We start from the raw sequence: 24,972 nt of genomic DNA on the forward strand, positions 1-24,972 counted from the left end.
AGGGTCGCCTCAAATCGGGACAACGCAATAATTAAAGATATACAACATAACTGTAATAACTCAGACGCCAGGGATCATGGAATTTATACCATCTGCCCTGTGGTGCTGAAGCTTCGCAACCTCTACAAGTGGGAAAACGATTTGGAACCGTGGCAAGAGCCAGAATATGGTGATCTTCTGGATTGGATTGAAGCCAAAGTAATTTACTGTAAATCAGGCTGGCCCTGCTCGATTGCATATTTTTTCATTTTCGATCGCTTCTCCATTTATCATTTTTGGAAGATATTTTTTTAGTCTTCTTTCATCTTCACAATGGCTCAGCCCTGGGCTGTTGTTGCAAGAGGGGTACAACGCAGTACCAGCGCCTGCAGTATAGCCAGAACCTGGGTGCCGATGATGACAAGTCCTGGAAAACGTTCAAAAGAAAGTTTCTGTCCGAGCTAAAGGCTCCAGAACCAAGTAAGGATTTGGACCTGTTGGCGGCATTGTCCCATCAGACGAATAGTCGATTGGCTGTTATTGCGAAGATGAGGCCCGCTGCCGTCGCTCAATTTTGCGGGAGCTTCTCACAAAGAGAGGCGCGGACGTCAAATAGACCGCACCCGGCAACATAGCCCCCCAAGCTTCGCTCAATCAATCGGAGATATCCGTTCCCTCACCCGCTTCAACCAAGCCGAGATAACAAGCCTGGTCGTAAAGTCGCTGCGCCATGCGTAAGGTGGCCAGATCGACCATTCTTCCTTCAACGGCGATTGCACCGCGTGATTGTTGTTTGGCTGCCTGGACGGCCTGAAGAACTATGACCGCTCGGTCAATATCTTCCTGCGATGGGGAGAAGACCCTGTTGATGGTTTCGAGCTGGGTCGGATGAATAGCCCATTTGCCGTCACACCCCAAGGCCCCTGCCATTACCGCCGACTGGTGCAACCCTGCGATGTCTTTGAAGTGCCCGTAAGGGGCGTCAATGGCCAGAAGGCCGTTAGCCTTGGCGGCCATGACAATGCGGCTGAGGGCGAAGTGCCAGCGATGGCCGGGATAGATATCGGCTTCGTTTTCCCCGTGCCCGGAAATGGAAACCAGACGCGCACCAACCGAGGCAGAGTAATCGGCAATACCGAAAACCAGACTGCGCACCCGCCGACCGGCAGCGGCAATGGCCCTGACATCAGCCAATCCTTCGGCAGTCTCGATGGAGGCCTCGATACCGATTGTACCGGGCAGTTGCCTGGCCTGTTCGATCCCGTCCAGCATCCGTTCGACGAAATGGATATCGCCCGGATGATTGACCTTCGGCACGACAATTGAGTGCACCTTGTCACCTGCCCCTTCGACAATTTCCAGCAGGTCCCGGTAGGCATAAGCTGTGTCAAGACCATTGATGCGGATGCTAACAGTCTTCTCTTGCCAACCGATGGTTTGCAGGGAAGTAAGAACCTGCATTCTTGCATCTTCTTTCGCCTCCTGCGGGACACTGTCTTCCAGGTCGAGCATGATAACATCGGCCGCGCTTTCGGCGGCCTTGGTATGCATTTTCTGAATATGTCCGGGAACGGACAAAATCGAGCGATAGGGTTTCATGGAATACGTTTCCTCCTGACGATGATGGATGAAGCTGTACTAACGGACAATCTGCACTCTCCCGGCGTTGGGAAACAGCCTCTATGTATAATCACAAATGGAATTCTGAGGACGTCATTCTCATCGCTATTCCGGGTCGCCGAGTTTGTAACGTATCCGAAGAACGCCATTGTTGCAATCCTGGGAGATTATATGGAACTCGCCGATTTCGGCGGTATTGTACACATGTTCGCCGATGCAGGGGCAGAAATCATAGTCGCCGATACGCACTATGCCAACGGTTTCGACGCCGTTTGGAAGACGGGTGAGGTTGAAATGCCGCTTGGCTTACTTAATGGAAATTATATCCTCGGTTACATCCAGATTCGCGGAAAACGCCTTATTGACCACTGCATCCACTTCCCTCGCTTCGTCATCTATCAGGGCTCTGGCGAAGTGGTAGTCACACTTGGACTTCTTCTTGTTCACGTGGGCGCTGAAGCATCGGCCACAATGGAATTTCCTGACCATTGCCTGATTGAGTATGTGTTCCGCCGAATGCATGCGCGGGACATAAGATTTTTTCTGCGTCTTTTGGGAGAGGGTAGATAATTTGGAATTGTGCAGGGGTTACGAATGATGTATATCAGTGTTTGGATGTCAGGGGCGATTTGGAAATGCCTATTCATTAAAATGGGAAGCTGTAACGCTGTAAGATTAAATAGTGGGAGCCATAGTACAAAGGGTGTACTAAGGGGGTATATTTAAAATAACCAACCCAATAATCTTACCAATCTCATTGTAACTGAATTCAAAATAAACTGAGTTTCTCTCTCGCTCAGCCACATTGAAAAAGGTTTTTCGAGGCTTATCGCAAACCCTTTTTTTCTTCAGCCCGGAAAATCAGTTGAGGGTAAGAGGCTATGGAAACATACCAGGGCGTAAAATTTCAGTACCATTCAACAAAAACAACCTTCCCCTACGACCACCGCTTAGCACTTCTCAACCACTGGGCATATCTTTTTTCGCAGCTTGGTCTGGCACCCGTTCATGCATGCGGCGCCTATGGCAATCATTCCTATAGAACCGGACCAACATCCTTTGTCATAACAAAATCGGCAATGACCCCGGCAGAAGCACTGCAACCGGCCGATTTCTGCCACGTCATCGGTTTTGAAGAGCCGTCTACCACCTTTATCACCGAAGGGAATGCCCCGCCGTCCTCGGAATGTTTTCTCCACAACGCCCTGTACCGGGCACTGCCGCACATCAACGCCATCCTGCATGGCCATTGTTCCCTGTTGAACATGCACGCTAGGGATCTCAATATTCCCGTAACGAAAAGATTTTATGACTATGGCACCCGGGAACTTGCCGACTCGGCACTGGCGCTGGTTACTCCGGACATCTCCTTTTTTATTTTAAAGGATCATGGTTTTGTCGCTTTAGGAGAAGATATCGACAGTGCCGGAAAAGTAACTCTTCGATACTTTTCCGAATTTATCACATTATTGATGAAATCGTAAAAACCGTTTTTACGACACCATCACATTATTACGGACAAACAAGAACTCTACATGTTATTGAATTTATAGAAATATACCAACAAACTCCCGTATATATACTCAGTAGTTATGGGTATTCTCGCCCATTTACTCTTTGTCAATTTCTTTTATAATACAGTATATTAGTTTCACATCAATGAACTGGAATTACGTCGACAAAATGTATCTACATGAAATTCTTTACTAAAAAGAAAAAAGAATTCTTATGATACGAAACGATTTTTTTGATGTTTATCCTGGAGAGAGGAGAGTAAATCATGTCAGACGACTTCAGTAATTTGCGTAACTTCAAGAAGTCACCCCTGCCAGCCGCGGATAATACAGTCATTTTAAAAAAACCCGCCACGGTAAACAAGACAATCAAGACCAAGCCGAAAGCAAGGATGCGTTTTATCATCACCAACAATAAAAACAACTCCTGGGTTGAGGATCTGTACGCCCAGGAGCAATTAAATCAGATGGAGCGGGTGTATCACTGATAGATATTGTCTATGTTACTGGAAATCCCCGACTATCGCTTCCAGGCTTTGCTGCAGAACCCTCAGCCAAGCAAATTACCAGCCCAGTTCCGCGAAGAAATCGCCGGCAAGGTGCACAGTTTTCACCGGCAACTCCCCGGCTACCGGGCCACAGCACTTGTGTCACTCAAGGGACTGGCTAAATCCAGCGGTGTCGGCGATATTTTCGTCAAAGATGAATCCACCCGTTTTGATCTCAAGGCCTTCAAGGTACTCGGCGGCAGTTATGCCGCCGCCCGGCTGATCTGCCGCAAATTGCATGTGACCTTGGCGGAAACCGACTATGCCTACCTGGTCAGCAATGATGCGCGCCGGCAGCTTGGCCGCATGACCCTTACCACAGCAACGGATGGCAATCATGGCCGAGGAGTCGCCTGGGTCGCCCAGCAGCTGGGGCAGGATGCGGTCATTTTCATGCCGAAAGGAACCACCCGCTCGCGAATCGACAACATAACTTCACACGGCGCGACCGTGAAGGTGACGGATATGAGCTATGATGCCACTGTCCGTCTGGCTGCCGAAACCGCAGAGAAAAATGGCTGGTATTTGCTCCAGGATACGGCCTGGCCAGGCTACGAAGAGATCCCCCTGTGGATAATGCAGGGCTACATGACCATGTGCAAAGAGGCGGTGGAACAGATGGCCGAACACGATGCGGCACCGAGCCATGTCTTTGTCCAGGCCGGCGTCGGCGCGATGACCGGCGCGGTTGTCGCCTATCTGGTCAATACATACCCCCGCCAGCCGCCATGTTTTATCATCATGGAACCAAACAATGCCGCCTGTATTTTCACATCCGCCAAGGCTGGTGACGGGAAGCCGCATGCGGTGACCGGTGACCTCGATACTATTATGGCCGGACTGGCCTGCGGCGAGCCAAACCCGATCAGCTGGGAAATTCTCCGTGATTTCCCCAGCTGCTATGTGAGCTGTGATAATTACGTCGCGGCCAACGGCATGCGCATCCTTGCCAACCCCATCAACGGCGACCGGAGGATAGAAGCGGGTGAATCCGGCGCAGTCGGTCCCGGCCTCCTTGATCTGCTCATCAACCACGCAGCGTTCAGCGAAATCAAGGAAAAACTGGCCATCGGACCGGAGTCGACCTTACTCTTTTTCAATACCGAGGGTGCGACCGATCCAGTTAACTCCCGGAATATTCTCTGGTACGGGAAATATCCCGGCGTCTTTCCCGCTGAGCGGGGTGCGACCCAGGCAACTCCGCCAACCAGGCCTTGACCTGCATCCGGCACGGCAAATCGCCCTTATATCAACGCTCGCCTTGCGCTCTTTTCTCCTCCAGCAGCACCCTTGCCAACTCCCTGCCCGCCTCAAAGGCTTCGCGCAGATACTCTTCCTTCTTGTCAATTTCGCCCTTATGATCCACCCCTCTACAGAGAACGGTTCTCCATAACCCGGCATTGAGGACATCAAAGAAATATTTAACAGTCAGAATGGCTCCTTCAAAGAGTTTTTTACCCTTGGTCGCGCCCACCGAAATAAATAATCCCTTGCGGGTTTGCGGCTCCTGGCCAGAGGTCTCCTTGTCGATCCAGTATTTCCGCACCCAGAGCGACTGGCATCGATCCATAAAGATTTTCGTATGCGCACTCACCGAATAAAAAAAGATCGGCGAGGCGAGCATAATGCCGCTGCTGGCCTCGACCTTGGCGAGAACTTTCGGGAAATCGTCGCGAATGCCGCATTCGCCGCTTTTTCTGCAGGCATATATTTCCATGCACGGTGAGATGTTGTAATCGCGGAGGAAAACCTCTTCCACCTCAGCCCCTTCCTGCCGAGCGCCGGCTACGGCCTGTTTCAAAAGGCCGGCACTGTTTCCATCGCGCCGGGGACTGCCGTAAATCGCTATAATCCTGACCATGCAACCTCCTCATGAGTGTTTCATCATGCTGTTAAATAAATGCCGCATCCACGGCATGCAATAATGTTGTAAAGAAACATCCTGTTTTTCTCACTATATCGGCAGTGCCAAAAAGGTTCCCCCATTGTTCTTGGTCATCTCGCGCATCAAGATAGCAAAACGCCCGCTAGTATACTTTGACAGAAAGCCGACCGCATGTATTTTTGCCAGACGCCGGCCGTTTGGCTGCAGTCTGTTCATTTTAGTAATGTCACCAATAACCGGATCGTAGGAGGAGCCGGTATAATCGTCACCAAAAACGTAGATCGCCGTCGATTGGCCCGGTTTGGCGTAGCGTTTCAGGGCCATCTGTATTCCTTCGACCGGGCTGCTGTTCGAGGCGGCCCGCCAGCCGGCAAACACCTGTATGACACTCCTGCGCCGTTGCGGGGTATCAGGAATCCACCGGCCGCTGTAGCCGTCAAGAAGCGCTTTGCCCTGATCGTTTATAATCTGAAACCCTTTTACCTGCGGATGAATCTGCAGAACATGCAAAATTTCCCGGGCGACCCGGTCCCAGATCGACAGCATACTCCCCGAGGTATCAACAATGAAAATGACATAGTCGCTGTCCACCGGAATACCGCCGACCTCCTCATCACGGGTGGTGGTGCTGGTCGCCGGCGCGATAGTCATCCTCTGCAGCGTCGATTGCACCAGCGTCAAGCCTTCCAGATCACCGGCAAGGGAATTTTCCGCACGTTTTTTTTGCGCAAGGTTCAGGGCAAGTGTCTCTGCCGTGCGGCCTAAACCGCCGCTTTCTGCCAGCTGCTCGTCATTTTTCTTCTTTTGCACCTCAATTTCCCCGGCCAGGCTCTCTATCCGGCTTTCCAGGTTTGTCGACCGGCCAAGAAGAGTTTCAATCGCATCGGCCCTCTCTGAGGTTGCCACATCACCTGCGGTATTGGAGATCAACACCAGCAGTATGACCGCACCGAAACCGCAGGATATAATATCGAGAAAGGCGAGGGAAAAGATATCAAAATCTTTTTTCTTGATTTTCATGGCCAGTTCCCGGCGGGACTGATAAGCAGGCCTCCTGTGGTTGCCGCCCAGGCCCAGTATTCATTCACCGCATCGGGATCACCTTCAATCGGCAGCAGAACGACATTGACCTTTACCCCGCGAAGGCTGCTATCCTTCAGGCTTTGTCGAAAAAGCTTGACCCGGCACTCGCCGGAAATGGTGTTCGATCTGCCGAGCAGGGAACTGCAGGCGGCAAAAGGATTCAGACCGGCATAGCGCGAGTCACCGACCGTCGGTAAACCATCGGTGATCAGGTAAAGATCAGTGGCGCCACTCTGGGCCACTGCCTGCAGACCTTTGTGCAGATTGGTGGCGCCTTCAGGTACAATGGTATCCAGGTCCCGGTAGAGCACGGCACGTGCTGCCGGAGTAGCCGTCGCACCCTTGCCGAGGGATTTGACCTGGTCGTTATATGAGATCAGCGTAAGCCGGCTGGTCGCCGGCACCCGGGAAAGCAGCCAGCGGACAATTTTTTTCGTGCGCCGCCATTTTGGCCCGCGTTTCTTGTTCTCCCCCGAGTCGTTTTTTCTTTTAATGATATCAAGAAGCTTCTCGTCGGTCATCGAAGCACTGCTGTCGACAAGCACGGCAATATGATGCCCGGCAACCTTGAGCCCCATCAGGTAAGTCTCTTCCCCGCCTCGATCATCCTGCACAGGATCCTCCATCCGGGCCACCGGCCTGGTGGAAATATCCTTTTTCAAGGCGTCCAGCTGCTCTTTTTTCTGTATCAGGTTCTCATCTTTTTGCGAAAGGGACTGCTCGAGCCGGGTGAGCTCTGCTCTTTGCCGGGCAATTTTCTCCGCCTCCGACTGAGCAACATTCTGCAGCTGGGCCAGGGTCTGCTGCAGTTGATCCTGCTGCAGTTCCAGGCGCTGCAAATCTTCCGTGAGAAGATCGGTTTCCGCCGGCACATTGCCGATATTGTGCTTGACCAGCATAAACACCAGCACTATGGCGCCGAGGCCACAGGACATGATGTCCAGAAAAGCCAGGTTGAAACCTTGCGACGGGCGACGCCTTCTCACGAATTCACCGTTACATTCACCGTTTATTTAATGCGGGCAAGAAGATACCGGTCACAGTAGGCCTGAATATCGACCAGCTGGCCATCCTGCAGGCGCTGCAGTTGATGGAAGAGAAACATCAGCAGAATACTGATCAACAGGGCGACCAGTGTCGAGTTAAAAGCCACACCAAGACTATTGGTCATCCCGGCGATGTCTCCGGCAAGGGCCTTGTCGGCCAGGGACAGCGCCTCACCGATGCCGCGCACCGTACCGATAAAACCAATGGACGGAATGGCCCAGATAAGATAGCGGATCATTGAATTTTCCGCATCCTGACGAATGGCCAGCGCCTCGACACTGCTTTCAACCGCGTCGGAAAGATTTTGTACGTTTCTCGTCCCGGCATAACGCCACAGGGCCGAACGCAGCGTCTGAATGAGCGGTGCACCACTCCGCTCAGCGGAAAGCTCCGTGTCCAGCTTTTCAATGACCATCTCCGGCACCAGGCTCTCGCCTGCCGTTCCCTCGATCAGATCAACGGTAAAAAGGTAATTGTTGCGCAGGATCGCCCGACACTTGCTCAAGATAAGGTAACTGCCCCAGAGCATGAGAATAAAACAGATCTCCTGCTCATAATCCTTCAGGACAATCATCAGGTGACGGGGAGCCGACTGGCCGGCCTGTCGCGCCGTCTCCAGCAGAAGATCCGCTTCCGGACGCACATAGCCGATATAGGCAAGATGGACAACGACGACGGAGACAAGCAACACCAGAAAACTTTTCACTATATCCGACATATCAAATATCCACCGGGAAAGAGGTCGGAGAATTCAGGCTGATCGCCGGCAGCACGGCATACACCGTCACCGCCGTGATGCAAAGAAGTACCAGAATACCCAGCCACACCACGGATTTTTTGCTTAATATCCTGTTTATCTTACTCATTTTTCTCCCATAAGGATAACGTCCGAGGCAAGATACCGTCCAATGCGAAAGCCGACATCGTCCCGCCCGGCGCTCAGCCCTTCGCGAAATGCCGGGCGCAGGGTGGTAATTGTGCCGGAACGCCAACCGGCACCTTTGATGACATGGGCATCGCCGGCTTGCGAGCCCAGCGGATTGATCGCGGTAGTTTGCGGCGGCGGCACGAGCGAATAGACATCGTGCACCCATTCACTGACATTTCCGGCCATATCATACAGGCCCGACGGCTCCCTGGTGAAACTGCCGACCGGGGCCACACCGGAAAAGCCATCGCGATACTTCGGTACATAAAATCGCACCTGCCCCTGGGCGCTTTCATCGGCCGCATTGGTCGCCCTGGGCGGGATGACCGTTGCGTTGCCCCAGGTAAAAATCGTCTGCTGCTCCTTTCCCGCTTTGCGCGCCAGCCACTCCCATTCGGCTTCGCTGAGCAACCGATAGCCGTCGGTGTGCGCGTCAAAGCCGGTCACCCGGCCACCGGCTATTTTATAGAAGGGGTCCAATTTTTCTTTTTCGCTCAGCCAGTTACAAAAGGCCGCCGCCTCCTGCCAGCTGACCGAAGTAACGGGGCTCTCTGGCGAACCTCCACCCTTGCCCGGCTTGAACTGGGCAAACTGGCCGGTGGTAATCTCATACAGACCGACGTAAAAAGGCCTGGTCAAACGGATCTTGCGCAGAAATTCATTGGCCCGCATACCTTTTTCAGACCGGGGAGCGCCCATGATCAAGTCGTCTTCGATGGCAAACAGTTTCAGTTTGATACCGGCGTGGCTGGTATACTCCCGAGGTGCCTCCTGCAGCCGGGCCTGATATTCGCCCTGCAGGGTAACGGAGACCTTTTGCACCGAACTGCCCCTTGGTTGAATGGTTTTGACCACGGAGCGATAGCCTGGCTTTTTGAAAGTAACCGCCTGGGCGACGGCCGGAAGTGTGAGTGTGACCGGGCTTAGGCCAAGGTTTTTGCCGCCGATCCAGATACTGGCTGGAGGCGAGGCAACAAACTCGACCCGACCCAGTTCTTCTTTCAGGTGAAAAGAAAGGCGCTTTTCTTCGCCGACGCCAAGCACGACGGTCTCCGTTGCCGGATAATAGCCCGCCTTTCTGTAGGTGAGACGATATTCTTTCGTCGCATCGAGGACAAGGGCTTCTGCCCCGGTCCCCTTGTGCACCACACCGTTGACCAGCAGGGTTCCGTCCCTTGGCAGCAGTTCCAGATGGACCCGTGATTTTTGCAGTTCGAGCTGATAGTTGCGATGCACCTGTGGCTCGGCCCGGGTAATGGACACCTGTTCCTGCGTCTCGATAGAGTTGGCCGCCGCTACCCGCAGATCATACCGGCCGCCGTTTCGGTCAAGGTGCAGCGGGGTCTTCCCCACCTTTTCCTGGTCAAGAAAGACAGTCGCGCCGGACGGATGCGAAACAACATGCAGCATCCCCGCCACAGGCTGCAGATCCACCTGTTCCTTGGTCTCTTCGCCTCGCTTTATCGCAACTGCTACCTCTTTGAGCTGGAAAAAGGGGTGGTCAATGGTGATTGTGTAGGCGCCGGCGTCAAGTTGCACATCAAGCTTCTCGGCCAGTATCACCTCGCGGCCATCGATTCGCCATGCTGTCCTGGCGAGATCGGCAGCATCGCCGGCTATGTCGAGGACCAGCCGTCCCGGCAATGCAACCAGGGTCAGTGGCAGGACTTTACCGAGAAAGGTGGCATCAATTGTCTGCACAGCATCCCTGAACCCTGGCGCGGCGGCGCGTATAACCGGATGTGCGCGCAGCGAGTAGACGGTGTCGGCAAGGCTGAACGCCAGCCCCTCTGCCACCCTGATAACCGCATGCTCTTTCGCCTCCTGTGGCATAATTTCAATCCGGGTACCACGGGAAACGACCAGCAGCGCGACGATCAGCAAAAGAATTACCGGCACCGTTACACCAACGGCAAGGTACAATCGTTTGTGCCGATCCCTCGCTTGATCTAATTTTTCATTAAATTGGCTCATATGCGTTCGTTTCTGCGGTCATTTCTTCGGCATAGATCTTTTGCAGAAAAGCCCGCCATTGGCCAAATTGCTCTTTGGCATTACCGGTCAGCTCAACACTTTCTTTTTCAAAGGCAACAACCTGGGGAGCCAGGGCCATATCAACGGATTGGCCGAGCTCGCCGAGCGCATCCCGGTGTATTTTTGCTTCCTCACTGGTCTGAAAACTCCCGGAAATCAAGGTTGCTCCCGCCACGCCGCCAAGAATTGCCCCCGTCGCACCGGCGGCACTGCCGCCGGTGGAACTAGACCTCGATCCCGACACCGCCGAAAGGACCGCCAGACCGACCAGAAGGACACCGCCTATCGCCTGGCCCATGGCTTTTCGGCTGGCGGCACGCTCGGCCTCGGTCTCAAGCAGGCTCTGCTCCTGCCACATCAGGTAACTCTCATTCATCTCCTTGGCAAAAGCGGCATAGTTATCCTGCAGGTTGTCGACAAAAAGCTGATCGCGCACGCGGATGGCTCTCACCCGCTGCAGCATGGGGTCCTCGTCACTGGGTTTACTCACCAGGGTAAATTTCCCTTTCTCCGTGTTCATATACGGCAGAAAGGAACTCTCGGAAAAGTGCGCGCCGAACCGGATATCGGCAAGATCATGCAGCTCCGCCAACTCCTGCGGAGAATGTTTACCAAGCTCGGCAACAATTTCCGCGGCAGCCTCGGCAAAAACAGGCTCGTACGGATCCTTGCCGTCATTTCTCAGATCTCGATGAAAGGCTGCGGCGACCTGATGCGCAAAAGATTCAGCAAACCAGCTCTTGCCGGCTATATCGACGACCTCGATGTCTATCTCTACCTGCTCACCGTTCGATTGCTCAATTCGGCCAAGAATATACAGATCTCCCGTGGCGGTGCTATCCGGCGTTACCCGAACCGCGCCAAATTTCCCGGTCGCTTCCAGTTGCTCCTTCAACTTATAGGCAAAACGGTTCGCCTCCGCCCGGCGCAGTTCAGGCCAGATCTTTTCTTTAGCATAATCCGCCGGGTCTTCCGGCAGACCGGGATCAAAAACGGGAATAATCACATCAGGTTTTGCACTGGCCGACACCGCTTCGATCGGCTTGGAAACGCTCTGAAAAGAAGATGAAGGAGGAGGGCCAACGGTGGAGGACGCTCGGTTTCTGGTCGTACAGCCTGCAAGAAGAAAGGAATAAATAACCAGGACAGTGACTATTTTTTTAAAAAGCATGATATCGTTCTACTCTTATCTGGAGGCCAGGCCTTTGTATTTTCTGTATTCATTCCACAGCTGGGCGCTTTTCACGGGATCCGGTTCGTTCTCGGCAGCATAGCGTATCTGTGCCGCCAGGGCATCGTCATTTTTCGCTGATGGAATATCGTCGGGAAGCTTGCCGTTTGCCAGTGACGAATTTTTAGCGGATTGGCTTTTTGCCTCATCCATAGCCTGGGATCCCGGCAAAGACGCTGTATCAGCAGATTCCATGCCGTCGGCGGAAGGGATTTTCCGAGAGGTTTGTTCCGCTTCCGTTCCCGACATTGTCGAACTGGCAACAGAGCCGCCTGCCGACATGTTGCTCTTTTCTGAGCCTGAGTCCGCGGAATTCTGGCCTGGGCCATTGTCTGCACCGCCGCCGCTGCCGTTGCCGCTGCCGTTGCCGCCGGCTCCCGCGGCAGACTTCGCCGCCCTGGCCGCCGCCTGACACAGCTCAAATCTGCTCAACGACTCAAAAAAGGCCTGATCCATAAGACGAAGACGTTCTTCTCGCGTCAGGGTCGGATCGTCCGAATAGTCAACGTGCACCTTGGTACAATCAACGGCTTCGCCAAGACTGCTTGCTGCGCAGGTGTTCTGCTGAAAAAACAAAAAATGTCCTAGGTAACTGGAGAAAACCAGAGCGGCAAATATTTTTGCGCTTATCAAGACGTGCCTCCATCGTACAGATAAAGAGGTTCTTCCGGTAATACTGGTGGATTCCGGATCAAGCCCGGAACGACAAGCTCTACCCGCCGCCGTCATTCCGGACTTGATCCGGAATCCAAAAAAGTACAAAAAATTCTAGAAGTGCTTGCGGATACGTTCGTACCCTTTCTTGAGCTCATCGGCGGCCAGTCCCAGCGCAGCACGCGCCTCTTTTGCGGCTTTGCCCGCTTCGTCGGCCACGGATTTATATTGCGACTGCAGGGAACTCCATTTCTTTTCAAGCTCTTCGAGTGCGTCTTTCGCCTCGGCCTTGCCAAGATGGGCCTTGACGTTGATCTCATCACGAAGTTGTTCAATAGATGCCTTCAAGGCGTCAAACCTGCTTTTGTTCTCGGTCATTTTTCTTCCTCCTCCGCTAATAGTTAATCGAGCCTGCTCCTCTTTGCTATTTGTTCTAAAACAAGTAATACCATGACATGATCTCTGTCAAGAAAGAGGAGTTTTTTTCTGTCGCAGGGAGACGAAATGCTCCGTATCTCTTATACACCCCTACTTGGCTTCAACACTGCCCAGCGGCGATCTCCTGGTAACCTTAAGGATCACTTGAACATTTTTTGGCGAATCGTCGGCCAGTTTCAGAGAAGACGACTGCAGCACCAGCTTGACGGTTACCTTGCCGTCGGCAGTAATATTTTCCAGAGGAATTTTTTCGGTATAAATGGTTCGAATATCTTTCAGTGTCTGGTTGCCGCCTCTCACCTTGACCGTCTCAGGAATGGTCCGTGCTTCCTGCAGGAGAAGACCAGGCGGCAGTTTACCTGCCCAGTCCGGTTGAATGGGCAGATTTTTCTGCACCGGCACGTCGAGGACCACCTCGAGTTTCTGTGGTTCCAGCTGCTTCAGTTCAATTCCCGGCGGCACGACGATACCATCCCTGGCAATGGTGACCTGATTCTTGCCGGCCTCGGCATTGGCCAGATTAATCTTGACCTGCACCTGATCGGGGCTGACGGACCTGATGAGCGACCCGGACCCGCTGATCTGCAGCTTAACGCTACTGACGGATGAGGAAAGAATTTCCAATTTCGGATCCCGATTGACGAACTCCACCGGCACATCCAGAGTTTTAAAGGTTTCAACCCCCCGGGCAAAGCTCGACCAGATGGTGGTAACGCCAGCGAGACAGATCAACCCGGCAAGGCAGAGCTCAAGTAACTCCCTCTTCGCACCATTTTTCACCGGGACTGCACCGACATATTGACGGAGCACCCGATTCAAGGAAATATTGTCTTTGATGGGAATAATCGATTTATCTTTAAATACGGTAACCTCGCCCCGTTCCTCGGAAACAACAAGGACCAGCGCATCGGTCAGCTCAGTCAAGCCGACGGCGGCACGATGCCGCGTGCCGAAGTGCGACGGCAGGCGGTCATTTATTGATAGAGGCAGAATAGCAGCGACCTTGACAACCTGTTTTCCCTGGATTATTGCCGCACCGTCATGGACCGGTGTGCCATGCCAGAAGATGCTCATCAACATTTCCCGAGAGAGCTTCCCCTGCCATTGAATACCTCCGTGAACCACCTCATCGATGCTTTTTTTGAGGGGTAAAACTATCAGCGCGCCAAGTTTATGGCGAGCCAGTTCGAAGACACTGTCGGTGATAATTTCCGTTGGTGTCTGATTTTGACGCCGGGGAATCCCCCAGAAAAAGGATTTGAAACTGCGGGCCTGGAAGACACCGGCAATGTCATTGCGAAAGACGATGATGATAATCAAGGCAGCCGCAGCAATGATACCCTGGATAGCCCAGCTGGTTACAATCAGGCCCATTCTCCTGGCCATGCGCTCGAGAATCCAGAGTAAGCTGATGGCCATCAGCATGCGAACGACATTGGTCCCGCGAAACAGCACGTAGAGCCGGAAGAGAATATAACTATTGAGAAGAATATCTAATATATCCTGCCAGCGAAAGCTGACCAGAGAGAGTACCTGTGCGTCCATAAAGTTAATCCGTTAAAGTCAATCCGTTATACTGAATCGTAAGGTGCGAAGAAGTTTGTCGTTGTCGCCGATAATTTCAACCTGCCACGGCCCCTTGTCCAGTTCCCGCAGCTGTATCGTGGAGAATGAGGACCAGCGCGGCGGATTAAGGGTCAGCTGTTTGACGGTGACGAGATTACCTTTGCGATACCATTTATGATGGATGACACTTTGCACCGGCACCGGGTCAAACTCGGTAAAACAGTAGAGTCGGCCCAGATCGATCGAGAAAACCACCGCCTCATTGGCCGGCAGAAATTTCTGAATGGACTCGCACATAACGGCTTTTTTCAATGTCGGTTCTTCGACAAGAACATTGCTCTCTTCGGACCACACGGTCCCGGGCACAAACAAGACCAGAGCCAGGAAAAGCGGATAAAAGATTTTTCTGCTGATGGTATTCATGAACACGTCACTCAGGTAATCGTTTTTCAGGTTTCACTTTTCACCAATGCTAACAGTGCTAACACTGCTAACAATGGGCACAGATGGAGGCATCTGTTAATGGAATAAGCAGTTTTTTCACTAAAATACTTGTTTCTACAAATAGTTATGACATAAATACCTTTGTTTTGAAGAGCATAAAATATCGAAATTACATTTTCAGCACTTGAGTTATACCGTAATAAACAGGATAATCAAGGACGACGCAACCGATAACCAGAAACCTGATCGACACCCTCATGATACAAGACATAACCTCCAAACTTTATGCGGATTTGCCCCAGGAACGACTTTATCACTACACCAGTTTCACCGGGCTTCTCGGCATCGTTGAAAGTGGCACGCTCTGGGCAAGTGATATCCGGTATATGAACGATTCAGCCGAGCTCAAGCATACCGCCGATCTTATCCGAACGGAAATCACCCGCCGGATAACCGCCGGTCATGCCAAGCCGGATCTGCTCAACCGATTTCTCGACTGGGTTACCCATCGTATCACCAACGGCCATATGCTTTTTGCCTCGTCCTTCCGATCAAACGGCAATCTGCTCAGCCAGTGGCGCGGCTACAGCAGGCTCGGCAAGGGGGTGAGCCTCGGCTTTGATCCCGAATCAATCCTGCGCTGCGCTCGACAGCAGTCTTTCCAGATCGGCAGATGCATCTACAGCAGCAAAAGCCAGCAGCGTTTGATCAGCCGGATTATCGATGCCGTTGAGGCTCTTGCCGAAAAACATGTCCCGGAATATACTCACCAGGGAAAAAGTGCTGACAATTCATATCATTGCATCTTTCAATTAATAGAAACTGACCTGCTGCGCATCGCCGCCATCCTCAAGCATCCTTCTTTCAGGGAAGAAGAGGAGTGGCGAATCGTCTCTCCGGTCATCACCGATTACGTCAAGGCCCCGGTGCTGTTTCGCGAAGGTGCATCGATGCTCGTGCCCTACATTGAATTCAAGCTCATTACCGAGGACAATTCACCCATCGCCTTAGAGCATCTTTTTTTAGGCCCCACGCCCAACATCACCATCTCGATGAACTCCTTGACCATGTTCCTCGCGAAAAACAGCATACGACCAGACAAGGGCATCTCTTATTGCCAGATTCCCTACCGTGCCAGGTAGGAGAGTCTGCCAGACCGACCTGCTGAACAGAGTCATGCAGGCCAGTACCGCCAATACGCGCTTTTTCAATAGGTGCTTTGGTAACTTTTTTTTCTATGGAGACGGATTATGAACAGATCACCACGCCACAAGAGCCACATTGTAACCCTCGCCCTCGCTTTCACCTTGGCCACTGCCACCACTTGCCTGGCGGATAAGCCGCCGTGGGCCGGCAACAAGGGTCAAGGCGGAAAACATGAACAGAAAGAGCAGCGGGGCGACAGTCAGGGCGGCAAAAATGGTTATGTCCGGGAACAATCCAGCTCCGGCATCAACATCCAATTCAACTTCAGCGACCAGCAGCGGCACACCATCCATACCTATTATCAAGAGCAATACCGTTCCGGTCACTGCCCGCCGGGGCTGGCTAAAAAAAATAATGGCTGCATGCCTCCCGGCCAGGCCAAAAAATGGCAGCGCGGCCGGCCTTTGCCCCAGGACGTTATCTACCATGATCTGTCGCCGGAGCTTATTGTGCGACTCGGACCACCGCCGGCAGGCCATCGGTTCGTGCGCGTTGCATCGGATATACTGCTGATTGCCGTCGGCAGCGGAATGGTCATCGATGCAATTGACGACTTGAGCAATATGTAGCCAATAATTTCACCCGGTAGCGGGGCACCACCATTCCCTTGTAGTGCATTGAATATTTACGGAATGTTCGGTGGCCCGGCTCTGCTGGCTTGTCAAGAAGACCGTTCAGGAAATAAATTGTCGCAAGGCGAAATAGGCCAGCGGCAGGAAAATAGCGGGAATCAGGTTGCCGACACGGATAGTGGTTATCTTGAGCATGTTCAAGCCGATGGCCATGATAAGCAAACCGCCGACGGAGGTCATCTGTTCGATGGTTTCCGGCACCAGCAGGCTTTTCATGAAGACCGCGGTGATGGTGATCAGGCCCTGATAGAGGAACACGGCGGCGGCGGAAAACATCACGCCCAGGCCCATCGCCGAGGCAAAGATGACCGAGGTCACTCCGTCGAGCACCGACTTGGCAAAAAGCGTCTGATGGTTTCCGGTCAGCCCGCTTTCCATGGAACCGATAATCGCCATCGAGCCCACACAGAAAACCAGGCTGGCGGTGACAAATCCCCTGGCAAAGGACTTTGAATCGGCTGATTTCGAGACAACCTTTCTTTCGAGAAAGGCGCCCAGACTCTCCAGTTTCTTCTCTATCTGCAGACTCTCGCCGAGCAGGGCACCGACAATGACCGAAAAGATAACGACCATCAGGTTGTCCGAGACCAGGGCGCTTTTGATACCGATCAGCACCACCGACAGACCGACCCCGCTGAGAATGATTTCTTTGTAATTATCGGCGATCCCCTTGCTGAAGAGAAGGCCGAGCAGGCTGCCGGCGATGATTGCCAAGGCGTTGACTATAGTTCCCAGCATATTCGTTTCCAGATGGTGTTAGAGGTTTTTCTTCTCGCCGTGCAGCAAAGCAAGCAGTTCGGTCGCCGATATCTTCCCGGCGGCATCGGTGCCTTCGAGCAGGCTATCGGCGAGATCGCGTTTTTGTTTGTGCAGGTTGACAATTTGTTGTTCGATGCTGTCCTTCATTACCAGACGGTAGACGGTCACCGGCCTGTCCTGGCCGATGCGATGGGCCCGGTCCGAGGCCTGGTCCTCCACCGCCGGATTCCACCAGGGATCCATATGGATGACATAATCGGCGGCGGTCAGGTTGAGACCCGCCCCGCCCGCTTTGAGGCTGATGAGAAAAACATCGCCGCTGCCGTTCTGAAAGGCGGTGATCCGTTCCCGGCGCTGTTTTATCGGCGTGGAGCCGTCGAGATACTGGTAGCTGATCTTCTCCTTATCAAGATAGTCGCGGATGATACCGAGGTGGTCGACAAACTGGCTGAAGACCAGGGCCTTGTGCTTGTTTTCGAGAAGCTCGCGCAGGGTATCGCCAAAGACCCGCAGCTTGGAGGAGGCGATATCCGCCTCCGGCAGGAGCAGATTCGGATTGCAGCACAGGCGGCGCAACTTCATGATCTCGGCCAGGATGCGCAGATGCTGCTGGCCGGCGGCCTCATCCTGATGGGCGGTGATGGTCACCATGGCCTTCTGGCGCTGGGCCTCGTAGAGCAGCTGTTCCTCCGGGCTCATCTCGACCTCCAGGGTAATCTCGGTCTTGGCAGGCAATTCCTGGAGGACATCGCTTTTCAAGCGGCGCAGAATAAAGGGGCGAATCAACTTGCGCAGACGCTGCCGCGCCTCCTTGTCCTGATCCCGCTCGATGGGCAGGGCGAATTTTTCGTTGAATTTCTTGAAGGAGCCGAGCAGGCCCGGGTTGAGAAAGTTAAACAGGGTCCACAGTTCGCCGAGGTGATTCTCCACCGGCGTCCCGGTGGTGATGATCCGGCATTCGGCGCGCAGATCCATGGCCGCCCGGGATCTTTTCGTCTGCATGTTCTTGATGGCCTGGGCCTCATCGAGGACCACCGTCTGCCACGCCACCGAAGCAAGCAGCTCCCCTTCCAGGGGCAGCAGGCCATAGCTGACGACGAGCAGGTCGAAGGGCTGCAGATTGTCGAGGACCTGTTTGCGCTCTCCCGGACCAAAGATCTGCACATTGAGGGTCGGGGCAAAACGGCCGGCCTCCTCCAGCCAGTTCGAGGTGACCGACAGCGGCGCGACCACCAGGGTTGGCCCCTGCCCGGCGCGCAGCAGGATCGCCGCCAGGGCCTGGACGGTTTTGCCCAACCCCATGTCATCGGCGAGACAGGCGCCCACTCCCCAGGACGACAGGCGGGCCAGCCACTGAAAGCCGGTGGTCTGATAGTCGCGAAGCTGGGCCTGGAGGGTCGAGGGCACCGGCGGCGCGGCCGTTTCGGCCAGGCGCCGGCACTGCTCCTTCCAGGCCTTATCACTGTGCATCTGCCCGGCATCGCGGGTGAGGTCCTCCAGGGCCAGGGCAGCCACCGGCGCAAAACGAACCCCCTTGCCGTGTCCCTCGGAGTAGGCCTGTAATTCGGCCAGCCGGCCATGTAACGACCTGGTGAGTGCCAGGAAAGTACCATCATCCAGGGGGATAAACCGGCCGGTTGAGCGGCTAAGCATCTCCAGGAGCGGCCGCAGCTCGAGGCTGAGCGTGTCATCGATAGTCAGGGCGCCGGTGGCCTTGAACCAGTCGCGGTCCTTGCCGATGCGCAGGGAAAAGTTTTTCCCGCTTACCTGCCGCCGCACGGCCATCTTTTCGCCCTGGGGCCATTCCATGATCACCTGGTCGCCGCATTCCTTGAGTTCCAGCAGCAGCTCCAGCGAATCTTCCGGATCGTCGATCTGCCACTGGGTATTGTTTTCCTCCAGACGCTGCAGGGTAGGACAACCATCGATGATCCCGGCCAGCCGTTCTTTTTCTCGACTCTGATCACGCACCGCCTGGACGGATTTGCCGTCAATCACCGCCATCACGCTCTTGCTGCCTTTGCCCGGCCGAAAACTCGAGCTGCCGTCGGCGATGGGTTTGACGAGAAATTCCAGGCTGATACCGTCTCGATAGGGAAGAATATGCGCGTGCGGCCGGCAATCGGCCGGAACGACGGCGGCCTGGTTTGCCCCTGCCAGATCGGAATGCACGGTGATAAGCGGTGTCAACGCCTCCACCGCTTTTCGAGCCAGCTCTTCGCCGACTTTGGGGATGGTCATCCCTTTCCCCAGCAGGTTGATCAACTGCAGGTGTTCGGTCGTGAAGCGGATAACTTTAAAGCGCGTCGGGGTGTCTTTCTGCACCATCAGGCCGCCGTTGACCTTGGCAAGAGATGGCGTGACGGACAGTTTCAGGCCGTTCTTTTCCTGCCTGATATGCAGCTCCGGCTCGGCGAGAACCAGTTCCACGTTTACCTCGGGGCTATTCTCGAGAAATAACAGGGGATGTCCCACCAGCGCCGGCAGCGCCTTGTCCAGATCCAGAGTATATTCGGTCGCGGTATGCCTGCCCCAGCCGGTACGGTAATATTCCTCCTTGATGGTCCCGCACACCCGGCGGTCCTGGTCGGTCAGTCCCGGCATGTCATGGTAGTCCTGATACAGTGTTTTCAGGGCTACCGGCCGGCCCTTGGTCCAGGCGCCCTTGACGGACATTTTCTGCAGCCTCGGCGAGAGATGACAGAAATGGAATTCTTCGCTGAAATTGAACAGCCAGATCAACCGCTCTTCGGCGGCAATGGCCTTATCCTTACCCCCTGTGCTGAGATGCAGCAAGGCCTGCAAGGTCTTTTCCCATGGCGGCTGCAGCCGGACAATGTCCACGCAGCTGCTGGTCGTGCAGGCGGCGTGCAGCCCGGCAGCGACCTCGCTGCTGGTCTTTCGGTCATGACCGAGGGCGGCCAGCAGTGCGGAATATTCCGCCGCCAGCCAGATGTAGCCACTGTCCAGCGCAGCATCCCTGGTTTGCCGCAGCAGGGCGATGTCCGCGGCAGTTGTTTTGTCACCGGCCCAGAAGCGAAAAAGCCGGCTACACAGGATATCTGTCGGGTTCTTAAGTAAATAAACATTGCCTTCCATATATCTTTCGGGAACAGCCAACCCAAGCTTCTCGTAAAAAATCGGCCCCAGGTCCCTTATCACCCGAAGCAGCGGATATCTGTTTTTTTCGGCAAGGTTGATGTACTCCAGCGCCTCGCGGAGCGCGTCCGCCTCACCGCACTGCAGCAGGGCCAGAAGATGAAAGATTCCGGCATAATTCTGCAGAAACACCTTCCTTTTGCCGGATATTTTCTTCAACAGATGATTGGCCTTGGTAAACAGGTCACGGCTTGCCGGATAGTTGCCCATGACAAATTCCAGACTGCCGGCCCAGGCGGCTTTTTCCAGCTGCACATCGTCATCGACCATTTTATCAAGCAGGTGTCGACTGATGGGTGGTTCTCCACGCAGCAGGTAATGAAAGAGGACGAAGGACACCAGAGGTTTTTTGACCACCTCGCGGCCATGGTTGCCAAGGACATAGTCGAGAATATCATCGGATGGCTCCAGGCAGATTTGGGCTGCATGAAAAAGATCCGTTAAAATTTCCACCCTGATGGCACGTTTGATCTTCTTGAATATGGCCGCGGAAAAAGGCCGCGCCAGGAAGGTCAGGAAGGGATTATTCGTGTGAAACTGCTCATTGAATTCGCTATAGGCAACAGAGTAGGCAAGGTACCTGACCTCCTGTATCGAACCGTTCAAAAACAAGGCGATATGGAAATCACGGAGAATCTGGCGGTAACTCCTGTACGGCTCGCGTCTATTTGTCACTATTTTCGGCAGGGACAGGTATTGCTGCAGGTACTGGACAATAGCCGGGTAGGTGTTGTCGATCAGGGTATCATGAAACGCCTGGTGCCATATCGACTCGGCACAGCAAAGACCGGCGGTGTTTTTCACCACCAGCCCCTGCGCCGTCAGCTCGTTGATTAACGGCTTGAGACCGGCCCGGGTAATGCGGCGGCCATCGGCATCGTTACAATGCAGATCCTCCAGGAAAAGGCTGACCATATCGAGGCGGCAATCATCAACACCTACGGCGAGAAGCTGTACTATGGCCTTTGCCGGCCGCGACAAGGCGAGATAGGCCTCTTCGGGCGAGACAGGGTCTTTTTTCTGGCTATTCATTGCGACGGTTCACTGTATTGATCATTATTATCGCCAAACTCCCCCGAGGCAGGCACGCCATGCATGCGACTGCGGCTGTTTTAACAGACCGGCAATAATAGCCTGCCAAGCTATGATGTACAAATGAAAATTTGGCCGATTCCGGATCAGGCCCGGCATGACCTTAAAAAATCTTTTTCACTATGGATGACCCAGCCATTGTCACAAAAACCCTTTTCATGAGGACATTCTCCCGCAGCGGATGCATTTACAAAAAAAACCAAAATTGACAGAAGTACAAGAGGTTTCATTTTGTCCTCTCCGGTAGAGATGAACTACTGAACCTTTCTCATCAACTGGCCGAGATCAACCGGCATTTGCATTCGACACAGACACAATTCCGCGCTTTTGTAAAAAATGACGAGAATTCACTGTAAGTAAAGAAGAGTTCGGCGGCGTCTTCGACAAGGTCAGAGCGCAGTGGCAGGACCGATACCGTTGCCTTAGTATTATCGCCTTGGTTGTATCAATCCACACCTTACCTTTCCATTCGGTAACCACCCCTCAAATTACAGAGGTGAAAATTTCGCTCGAAATGGTAGAATCAAAATCAATCTCAAAAGATTCAATTGATAAAGGCATAAGATATGTATCAAATTAAAAATACGATAGAAATAGACAAATTTTTTATTTTAAACGAAGACGAAACGACTTACCATTCTCGCTGCTCAGGTGAGCTGCTACAAAATCCGCAACGATATCGCCTCATAGACCTGTTTTCAGGGGCCGGCGGGATGTCGTTGGGTTTCTCCGAGGTTTTTGGACAACCTTTTCAGGCCGTTTGGGCAAACGACTTTAATCAATTTTGCGTAAACACATACAATGAAAATTTTGGACCACATTGTATTGTCGGAGACATTGTCGAAATACTTGAACAAGGAAAAATCGAAATCCCCAAAGCTGATGTCGTAATTGGTGGTCCTCCTTGCCAGGGTTTCAGCCTTTTAAACAAAAATCGTGAAAATGACCCACGGAAAGAGTTGTGGCGACCTTACTTAGATGTTGTAGAGAGATCCGAGGCATCAATTTTTGTCATGGAGAATGTTCCTCAATTGCTTGGAACATTAGAGAATGGTGAAATTGTCGAAGCGGCAAGGTCTTTAGGCTTTCAAGTCTGGCAGGACAAATTAATTGCTGCGGATTACGGAGTTCCTCAAACTCGTACCAGAGCTTTCATCATCGGCTGCAAATTCACAGATCCATCCGTTTTGTTCCCACCCCGAAAAACTCATTTTAATTCCAACGGTAACGGAAAGCCGTTAACACTTCCTTTCAATGGAGAAGAATACCTATCAACACCCCCGAGATGGACAACAGTAAAAGACGCTATTGCTGATTTACCACCTCCGGAAGGAACAGAATTTAGAAATACTGATCCTCCGTTGGATTTACACTTTGGGAGGAATCCGACCGATCTCAGTCGGAAAAGATATAGGGCAATACCGCGTGAAGGAATGAATCGTTTTGACTTACAACGTATTGCTCCTGAGTTAACACCTAAATGTTGGATCCGCAAAAAATCAGGAGGCACTGATCTGTTTGGCCGACTCTGGTGGGATAAACCTTCCGTTACGATACGTACTGAATTTTTCAAACCGGAAAAAGGCCGATATTTGCATCCTGAACAACACAGGCCAATCACCCACAGGGAAGCAGCACGCTTTCAAAGTTTTCCCGACAGTTTTAAGTTTTTAGGTTCAAAGGTTGAAATTGCCAAACAAATCGGCAATGCAGTACCACCTCTCCTTGCTGCGCGAGTGGCAGATGTTGTTAGATTACTACTTGACCAAAAATATAAGCAATGGACGTCTTCTCAAGAGAAAAGCGAAGTCAAATTATGTCGCGCGTTGGCGGCAAAAATACCAAACCTGAAATAGCTGTCCGCTCTTCGCTTCACCGCATGGGATACAGGTTCAGGCTTCACAGAAAGGATTTACCTGGAAAGCCCGACATAACACTGCCGAAGTACAAAAAAGTTATTTTTGTCCATGGCTGTTTTTGGCATGGCCACGCAGATTGTCCCCGTTCTAAAAGGCCGACTACAAATCAAGAATTTTGGCGTGAAAAGTTGGATAAAAATATTAAAAGAGACAAAATAGTCGTTAACGCTCTTAAACAATCCGGTTGGGAGGTTTTAACTGTTTGGACATGCGAAGTGAACGACACGAATAAACTAAAATCAAAACTTCTTTCGTTTCTCGAAAACACATAAGAGAATATTAACGATGACATCTGAAGCGATCAGAAAAAAATTACAAAGACTATTAACCAATTTTGCACAAGAATTAAAATCAGACAGTTTACGCAACAAAGTTCTTGCTCTTGTCCCCTGTTTTAACCATTTACGAGATTTGGGGAAATCCTTAATACCATCCACCATTGCAAAAAGTGCTCGGGACAGAATACTTCATTATTTTTTAAAATACCCGACTGTTATGATCAGTGGTGATGAGTTGCTTGTCGTTTCAGGTATCCAAGAATATGCCCGTAGGATTCGTGAGCTGAAAGTACAGTTTGGGTGGTCAATTGTCAGCGGCCTGACAGCCAAACAAATGGCGGAAGAAAACGAATTTCCTCTTCCGAATATTGACGTAACATTAATGGGGCCATCCGATTATATATTACTTTCCTCCCAACAGGATAGAGATGCTGCCCATCGTTGGAATCTTGCCAATGAAATAAGAAGAGAGAACATTGCTGTCCGAGACAAAATTTTAAAATATTTGCGGGCGAATGTCGGTCAAAAAGTTACCGGCGAAGAATTGAAGTATCTGGCAAAGGACAGGTCGGAATGGGCAAGGAGAGTCAGAGAGTTACGCACAGAATATGGTTGGCCTGTAGTCACTCGGAATACAGGTCGTCCTGATCTTGACGTAGGGGTTTATTTACTTGAGGCAGATCGTCAAAGTCCTGAACATGACCGGCATATTCCCGATCCAGTTAAAAGAGATGTCCTCCGTCGGGATAAATATATGTGCACTATCTGTGAATGGTCCCACAAAGAATGGAACAGATCCGACCCTAGACATTTGGAATTACACCACAAAAAACATCATATCAAGGGCGGCGACAACTCAGAAGGTAACCTTGTTACCGTGTGCACGGTTTGTCATGATGAGATTCACCGCAAACAATAATAACGAACGGCAAGGCCGAAAAACTGCATCAACTCGG

General features: G+C 52.4%; 25 protein-coding genes and 1 pseudogene. 11 read left to right on the forward strand and 15 right to left on the reverse strand.

Translation table 11 applies throughout. From position 1 onward, the window contains the following. The coding region (locus ACYQ8U_RS15685; RefSeq protein WP_459946500.1) for an Sfum_1244 family protein at nucleotides 1–294 on the forward strand (294 nt) is incomplete at its 5' end. Nucleotides 295–389: 95 nt separating this feature from the next. Continuing rightward, nucleotides 390–595 (forward strand): annotated as a pseudogene (locus tag ACYQ8U_RS15690) (DUF488 family protein, N3 subclade); the annotation flags it as partial. A gap of 38 nt (nucleotides 596–633) precedes the next feature. Here ACYQ8U_RS15690 and ACYQ8U_RS15695 read toward each other — a convergent pair. Then, nucleotides 634–1,578, reverse strand: coding sequence for an HpcH/HpaI aldolase/citrate lyase family protein (locus ACYQ8U_RS15695; protein ID WP_459946501.1), 945 nt, complete (start codon nucleotides 1,576–1,578; stop codon nucleotides 634–636). Nucleotides 1,579–1,704: 126 nt separating this feature from the next. Further along, nucleotides 1,705–1,803: a hypothetical protein gene (locus ACYQ8U_RS15700; protein ID WP_459946502.1), complete on the reverse strand. Its 99-nt coding sequence runs from the start codon at nucleotides 1,801–1,803 to the stop codon at nucleotides 1,705–1,707. Between ACYQ8U_RS15700 and ACYQ8U_RS15705 the strand changes: the two genes are divergently transcribed. The 4 genes from ACYQ8U_RS15705 to dpaL all read left to right on the forward strand — a co-directional run bounded on the left by ACYQ8U_RS15705 (nucleotide 1,771) and on the right by dpaL (nucleotide 4,879). Then, on the forward strand, nucleotides 1,771–2,169 hold the full coding sequence (locus ACYQ8U_RS15705; protein WP_459946584.1) for a hypothetical protein: 399 nt from the start codon (nucleotides 1,771–1,773) through the stop codon (nucleotides 2,167–2,169). The two genes, ACYQ8U_RS15700 and ACYQ8U_RS15705, sit on opposite strands and share 33 nt — an antisense overlap. Nucleotides 2,170–2,480: 311 nt before the next feature. Further along, complete coding sequence (locus tag ACYQ8U_RS15710) at nucleotides 2,481–3,083, forward strand: class II aldolase/adducin family protein (RefSeq protein WP_459946503.1); 603 nt, start codon at nucleotides 2,481–2,483, stop codon at nucleotides 3,081–3,083. Between the two features lie 296 nt (nucleotides 3,084–3,379). After that, nucleotides 3,380–3,601 carry a hypothetical protein gene (locus ACYQ8U_RS15715; protein WP_459946504.1) on the forward strand — a complete coding sequence of 74 codons (222 nt, stop codon included), beginning with the start codon at nucleotides 3,380–3,382 and terminating at the stop codon, nucleotides 3,599–3,601. A 12-nt stretch (nucleotides 3,602–3,613) separates the two neighbouring features. After that, nucleotides 3,614–4,879 (forward strand): diaminopropionate ammonia-lyase, encoded by a 1,266-nt coding sequence (gene dpaL, locus ACYQ8U_RS15720; protein WP_459946505.1) that lies wholly within the window; start codon nucleotides 3,614–3,616, stop codon nucleotides 4,877–4,879. A 31-nt stretch (nucleotides 4,880–4,910) separates the two neighbouring features. Here dpaL and ACYQ8U_RS15725 read toward each other — a convergent pair whose 3' ends face one another. The 11 genes from ACYQ8U_RS15725 to ACYQ8U_RS15775 form a co-directional block, all read right to left on the reverse strand. Next, a complete protein-coding gene (locus ACYQ8U_RS15725; protein ID WP_459946506.1) occupies nucleotides 4,911–5,522 on the reverse strand; it encodes a flavodoxin family protein in 612 nt (203 codons plus the stop codon). 93 nt (nucleotides 5,523–5,615) lie between these two features. Next, the gene (locus tag ACYQ8U_RS15730) at nucleotides 5,616–6,566 is read right to left on the reverse strand and encodes a vWA domain-containing protein (protein WP_459946507.1); all 951 of its coding nucleotides are present in this window, start codon (nucleotides 6,564–6,566) and stop codon (nucleotides 5,616–5,618) included. Continuing rightward, entirely contained in the window at nucleotides 6,563–7,615 is a 1,053-nt protein-coding gene (locus ACYQ8U_RS15735; RefSeq protein ID WP_459946508.1) for a vWA domain-containing protein, read from the reverse strand. The genes ACYQ8U_RS15730 and ACYQ8U_RS15735 overlap by 4 nt, the downstream gene beginning before the upstream one ends. Before the next feature lie 23 nt (nucleotides 7,616–7,638). Next, on the reverse strand, nucleotides 7,639–8,394 hold the full coding sequence (locus tag ACYQ8U_RS15740) for a MotA/TolQ/ExbB proton channel family protein (RefSeq protein ID WP_459946509.1): 756 nt from the start codon (nucleotides 8,392–8,394) through the stop codon (nucleotides 7,639–7,641). 1 nt (nucleotide 8,395) lies between these two features. Then, on the reverse strand, nucleotides 8,396–8,542 hold the full coding sequence (locus ACYQ8U_RS15745) for a hypothetical protein (protein ID WP_459946510.1): 147 nt from the start codon (nucleotides 8,540–8,542) through the stop codon (nucleotides 8,396–8,398). Next, nucleotides 8,539–10,578, reverse strand: coding sequence for an SUMF1/EgtB/PvdO family nonheme iron enzyme (locus ACYQ8U_RS15750; RefSeq protein ID WP_459946511.1), 2,040 nt, complete (start codon nucleotides 10,576–10,578; stop codon nucleotides 8,539–8,541). Before ACYQ8U_RS15750 ends, ACYQ8U_RS15745 begins: the two co-directional genes overlap by 4 nt. Continuing rightward, nucleotides 10,565–11,809, reverse strand: a complete 1,245-nt coding sequence (locus ACYQ8U_RS15755) for a hypothetical protein (protein ID WP_459946512.1) — start codon at nucleotides 11,807–11,809, stop codon at nucleotides 10,565–10,567. The genes ACYQ8U_RS15750 and ACYQ8U_RS15755 overlap by 14 nt, the downstream gene beginning before the upstream one ends. A gap of 15 nt (nucleotides 11,810–11,824) precedes the next feature. After that, nucleotides 11,825–12,502 carry a hypothetical protein gene (locus tag ACYQ8U_RS15760; RefSeq protein WP_459946513.1) on the reverse strand — a complete coding sequence of 226 codons (678 nt, stop codon included), beginning with the start codon at nucleotides 12,500–12,502 and terminating at the stop codon, nucleotides 11,825–11,827. A 135-nt stretch (nucleotides 12,503–12,637) separates the two neighbouring features. Beyond that, nucleotides 12,638–12,901 (reverse strand): hypothetical protein, encoded by a 264-nt coding sequence (locus ACYQ8U_RS15765; RefSeq protein ID WP_459946514.1) that lies wholly within the window; start codon nucleotides 12,899–12,901, stop codon nucleotides 12,638–12,640. Between the two features lie 150 nt (nucleotides 12,902–13,051). Further along, complete coding sequence (locus tag ACYQ8U_RS15770; protein ID WP_459946515.1) at nucleotides 13,052–14,506, reverse strand: diadenylate cyclase; 1,455 nt, start codon at nucleotides 14,504–14,506, stop codon at nucleotides 13,052–13,054. 18 nt (nucleotides 14,507–14,524) lie between these two features. Beyond that, nucleotides 14,525–14,950 carry a DUF2914 domain-containing protein gene (locus ACYQ8U_RS15775; protein WP_459946516.1) on the reverse strand — a complete coding sequence of 142 codons (426 nt, stop codon included), beginning with the start codon at nucleotides 14,948–14,950 and terminating at the stop codon, nucleotides 14,525–14,527. A gap of 278 nt (nucleotides 14,951–15,228) precedes the next feature. Between ACYQ8U_RS15775 and ACYQ8U_RS15780 the strand changes: the two genes are divergently transcribed. Together ACYQ8U_RS15780 and ACYQ8U_RS15785 are read left to right on the forward strand one after the other, a co-directional pair. Then, nucleotides 15,229–16,113: a DUF2971 domain-containing protein gene (locus tag ACYQ8U_RS15780; RefSeq protein ID WP_459946517.1), complete on the forward strand. Its 885-nt coding sequence runs from the start codon at nucleotides 15,229–15,231 to the stop codon at nucleotides 16,111–16,113. A 108-nt stretch (nucleotides 16,114–16,221) separates the two neighbouring features. Beyond that, a complete protein-coding gene (locus tag ACYQ8U_RS15785; protein WP_459946518.1) occupies nucleotides 16,222–16,746 on the forward strand; it encodes a hypothetical protein in 525 nt (174 codons plus the stop codon). Nucleotides 16,747–16,851: 105 nt separating this feature from the next. Here ACYQ8U_RS15785 and ACYQ8U_RS15790 read toward each other — a convergent pair whose 3' ends face one another. Continuing rightward, nucleotides 16,852–17,547 (reverse strand): DUF554 domain-containing protein, encoded by a 696-nt coding sequence (locus tag ACYQ8U_RS15790; RefSeq protein ID WP_459946519.1) that lies wholly within the window; start codon nucleotides 17,545–17,547, stop codon nucleotides 16,852–16,854. A gap of 18 nt (nucleotides 17,548–17,565) precedes the next feature. Then, the gene (locus tag ACYQ8U_RS15795) at nucleotides 17,566–21,759 is read right to left on the reverse strand and encodes a DEAD/DEAH box helicase (RefSeq protein WP_459946520.1); all 4,194 of its coding nucleotides are present in this window, start codon (nucleotides 21,757–21,759) and stop codon (nucleotides 17,566–17,568) included. Nucleotides 21,760–22,385: 626 nt separating this feature from the next. Here ACYQ8U_RS15795 and ACYQ8U_RS15800 point away from each other — a divergent pair. Genes ACYQ8U_RS15800 through ACYQ8U_RS15810 form a run of 3 tightly spaced genes read left to right on the forward strand, consistent with a single transcriptional unit; the run spans nucleotide 22,386 to nucleotide 24,935 of the window. After that, a complete protein-coding gene (locus ACYQ8U_RS15800) occupies nucleotides 22,386–23,675 on the forward strand; it encodes a DNA cytosine methyltransferase (RefSeq protein ID WP_459946521.1) in 1,290 nt (429 codons plus the stop codon). Further along, nucleotides 23,636–24,010, forward strand: a complete 375-nt coding sequence (locus ACYQ8U_RS15805) for a very short patch repair endonuclease (RefSeq protein WP_459946522.1) — start codon at nucleotides 23,636–23,638, stop codon at nucleotides 24,008–24,010. Before ACYQ8U_RS15800 ends, ACYQ8U_RS15805 begins: the two co-directional genes overlap by 40 nt. 13 nt (nucleotides 24,011–24,023) lie before the next feature. Continuing rightward, nucleotides 24,024–24,935, forward strand: coding sequence for an HNH endonuclease (locus ACYQ8U_RS15810; RefSeq protein WP_459946523.1), 912 nt, complete (start codon nucleotides 24,024–24,026; stop codon nucleotides 24,933–24,935). Nucleotides 24,936–24,972 lie beyond the last annotated feature (37 nt).

The sequence above is a fragment of the Desulfocastanea catecholica genome, from assembly GCF_054657295.1.

Bases quoted from the DNA above. Each gene is read 5' to 3' on its own strand.
- ACYQ8U_RS15695 (WP_459946501.1), bottom strand. From the start codon at position 1,578: ATGAAACCCTATCGCTCGATTTTGTCCGTTCCCGGACATATTCAGAAA.
- ACYQ8U_RS15705 (WP_459946584.1), top strand. From the start codon at position 1,771: ATGGAACTCGCCGATTTCGGCGGTATTGTACACATGTTCGCCGATGCA.
- ACYQ8U_RS15710 (WP_459946503.1), top strand. From the start codon at position 2,481: ATGGAAACATACCAGGGCGTAAAATTTCAGTACCATTCAACAAAAACA.
- ACYQ8U_RS15715 (WP_459946504.1), top strand. From the start codon at position 3,380: ATGTCAGACGACTTCAGTAATTTGCGTAACTTCAAGAAGTCACCCCTG.
- dpaL (WP_459946505.1), top strand. From the start codon at position 3,614: ATGTTACTGGAAATCCCCGACTATCGCTTCCAGGCTTTGCTGCAGAAC.
- ACYQ8U_RS15725 (WP_459946506.1), bottom strand. From the start codon at position 5,522: ATGGTCAGGATTATAGCGATTTACGGCAGTCCCCGGCGCGATGGAAAC.
- ACYQ8U_RS15730 (WP_459946507.1), bottom strand. From the start codon at position 6,566: ATGAAAATCAAGAAAAAAGATTTTGATATCTTTTCCCTCGCCTTTCTC.
- ACYQ8U_RS15740 (WP_459946509.1), bottom strand. From the start codon at position 8,394: ATGTCGGATATAGTGAAAAGTTTTCTGGTGTTGCTTGTCTCCGTCGTC.
- ACYQ8U_RS15745 (WP_459946510.1), bottom strand. From the start codon at position 8,542: ATGAGTAAGATAAACAGGATATTAAGCAAAAAATCCGTGGTGTGGCTG.
- ACYQ8U_RS15750 (WP_459946511.1), bottom strand. From the start codon at position 10,578: ATGAGCCAATTTAATGAAAAATTAGATCAAGCGAGGGATCGGCACAAA.
- ACYQ8U_RS15755 (WP_459946512.1), bottom strand. From the start codon at position 11,809: ATGCTTTTTAAAAAAATAGTCACTGTCCTGGTTATTTATTCCTTTCTT.
- ACYQ8U_RS15765 (WP_459946514.1), bottom strand. From the start codon at position 12,901: ATGACCGAGAACAAAAGCAGGTTTGACGCCTTGAAGGCATCTATTGAA.
- ACYQ8U_RS15770 (WP_459946515.1), bottom strand. From the start codon at position 14,506: ATGGACGCACAGGTACTCTCTCTGGTCAGCTTTCGCTGGCAGGATATA.
- ACYQ8U_RS15775 (WP_459946516.1), bottom strand. From the start codon at position 14,950: ATGAATACCATCAGCAGAAAAATCTTTTATCCGCTTTTCCTGGCTCTG.
- ACYQ8U_RS15780 (WP_459946517.1), top strand. From the start codon at position 15,229: ATGATACAAGACATAACCTCCAAACTTTATGCGGATTTGCCCCAGGAA.
- ACYQ8U_RS15785 (WP_459946518.1), top strand. From the start codon at position 16,222: ATGAACAGATCACCACGCCACAAGAGCCACATTGTAACCCTCGCCCTC.
- ACYQ8U_RS15790 (WP_459946519.1), bottom strand. From the start codon at position 17,547: ATGCTGGGAACTATAGTCAACGCCTTGGCAATCATCGCCGGCAGCCTG.
- ACYQ8U_RS15795 (WP_459946520.1), bottom strand. From the start codon at position 21,759: ATGAATAGCCAGAAAAAAGACCCTGTCTCGCCCGAAGAGGCCTATCTC.
- ACYQ8U_RS15800 (WP_459946521.1), top strand. From the start codon at position 22,386: ATGTATCAAATTAAAAATACGATAGAAATAGACAAATTTTTTATTTTA.
- ACYQ8U_RS15805 (WP_459946522.1), top strand. From the start codon at position 23,636: ATGTCGCGCGTTGGCGGCAAAAATACCAAACCTGAAATAGCTGTCCGC.
- ACYQ8U_RS15810 (WP_459946523.1), top strand. From the start codon at position 24,024: ATGACATCTGAAGCGATCAGAAAAAAATTACAAAGACTATTAACCAAT.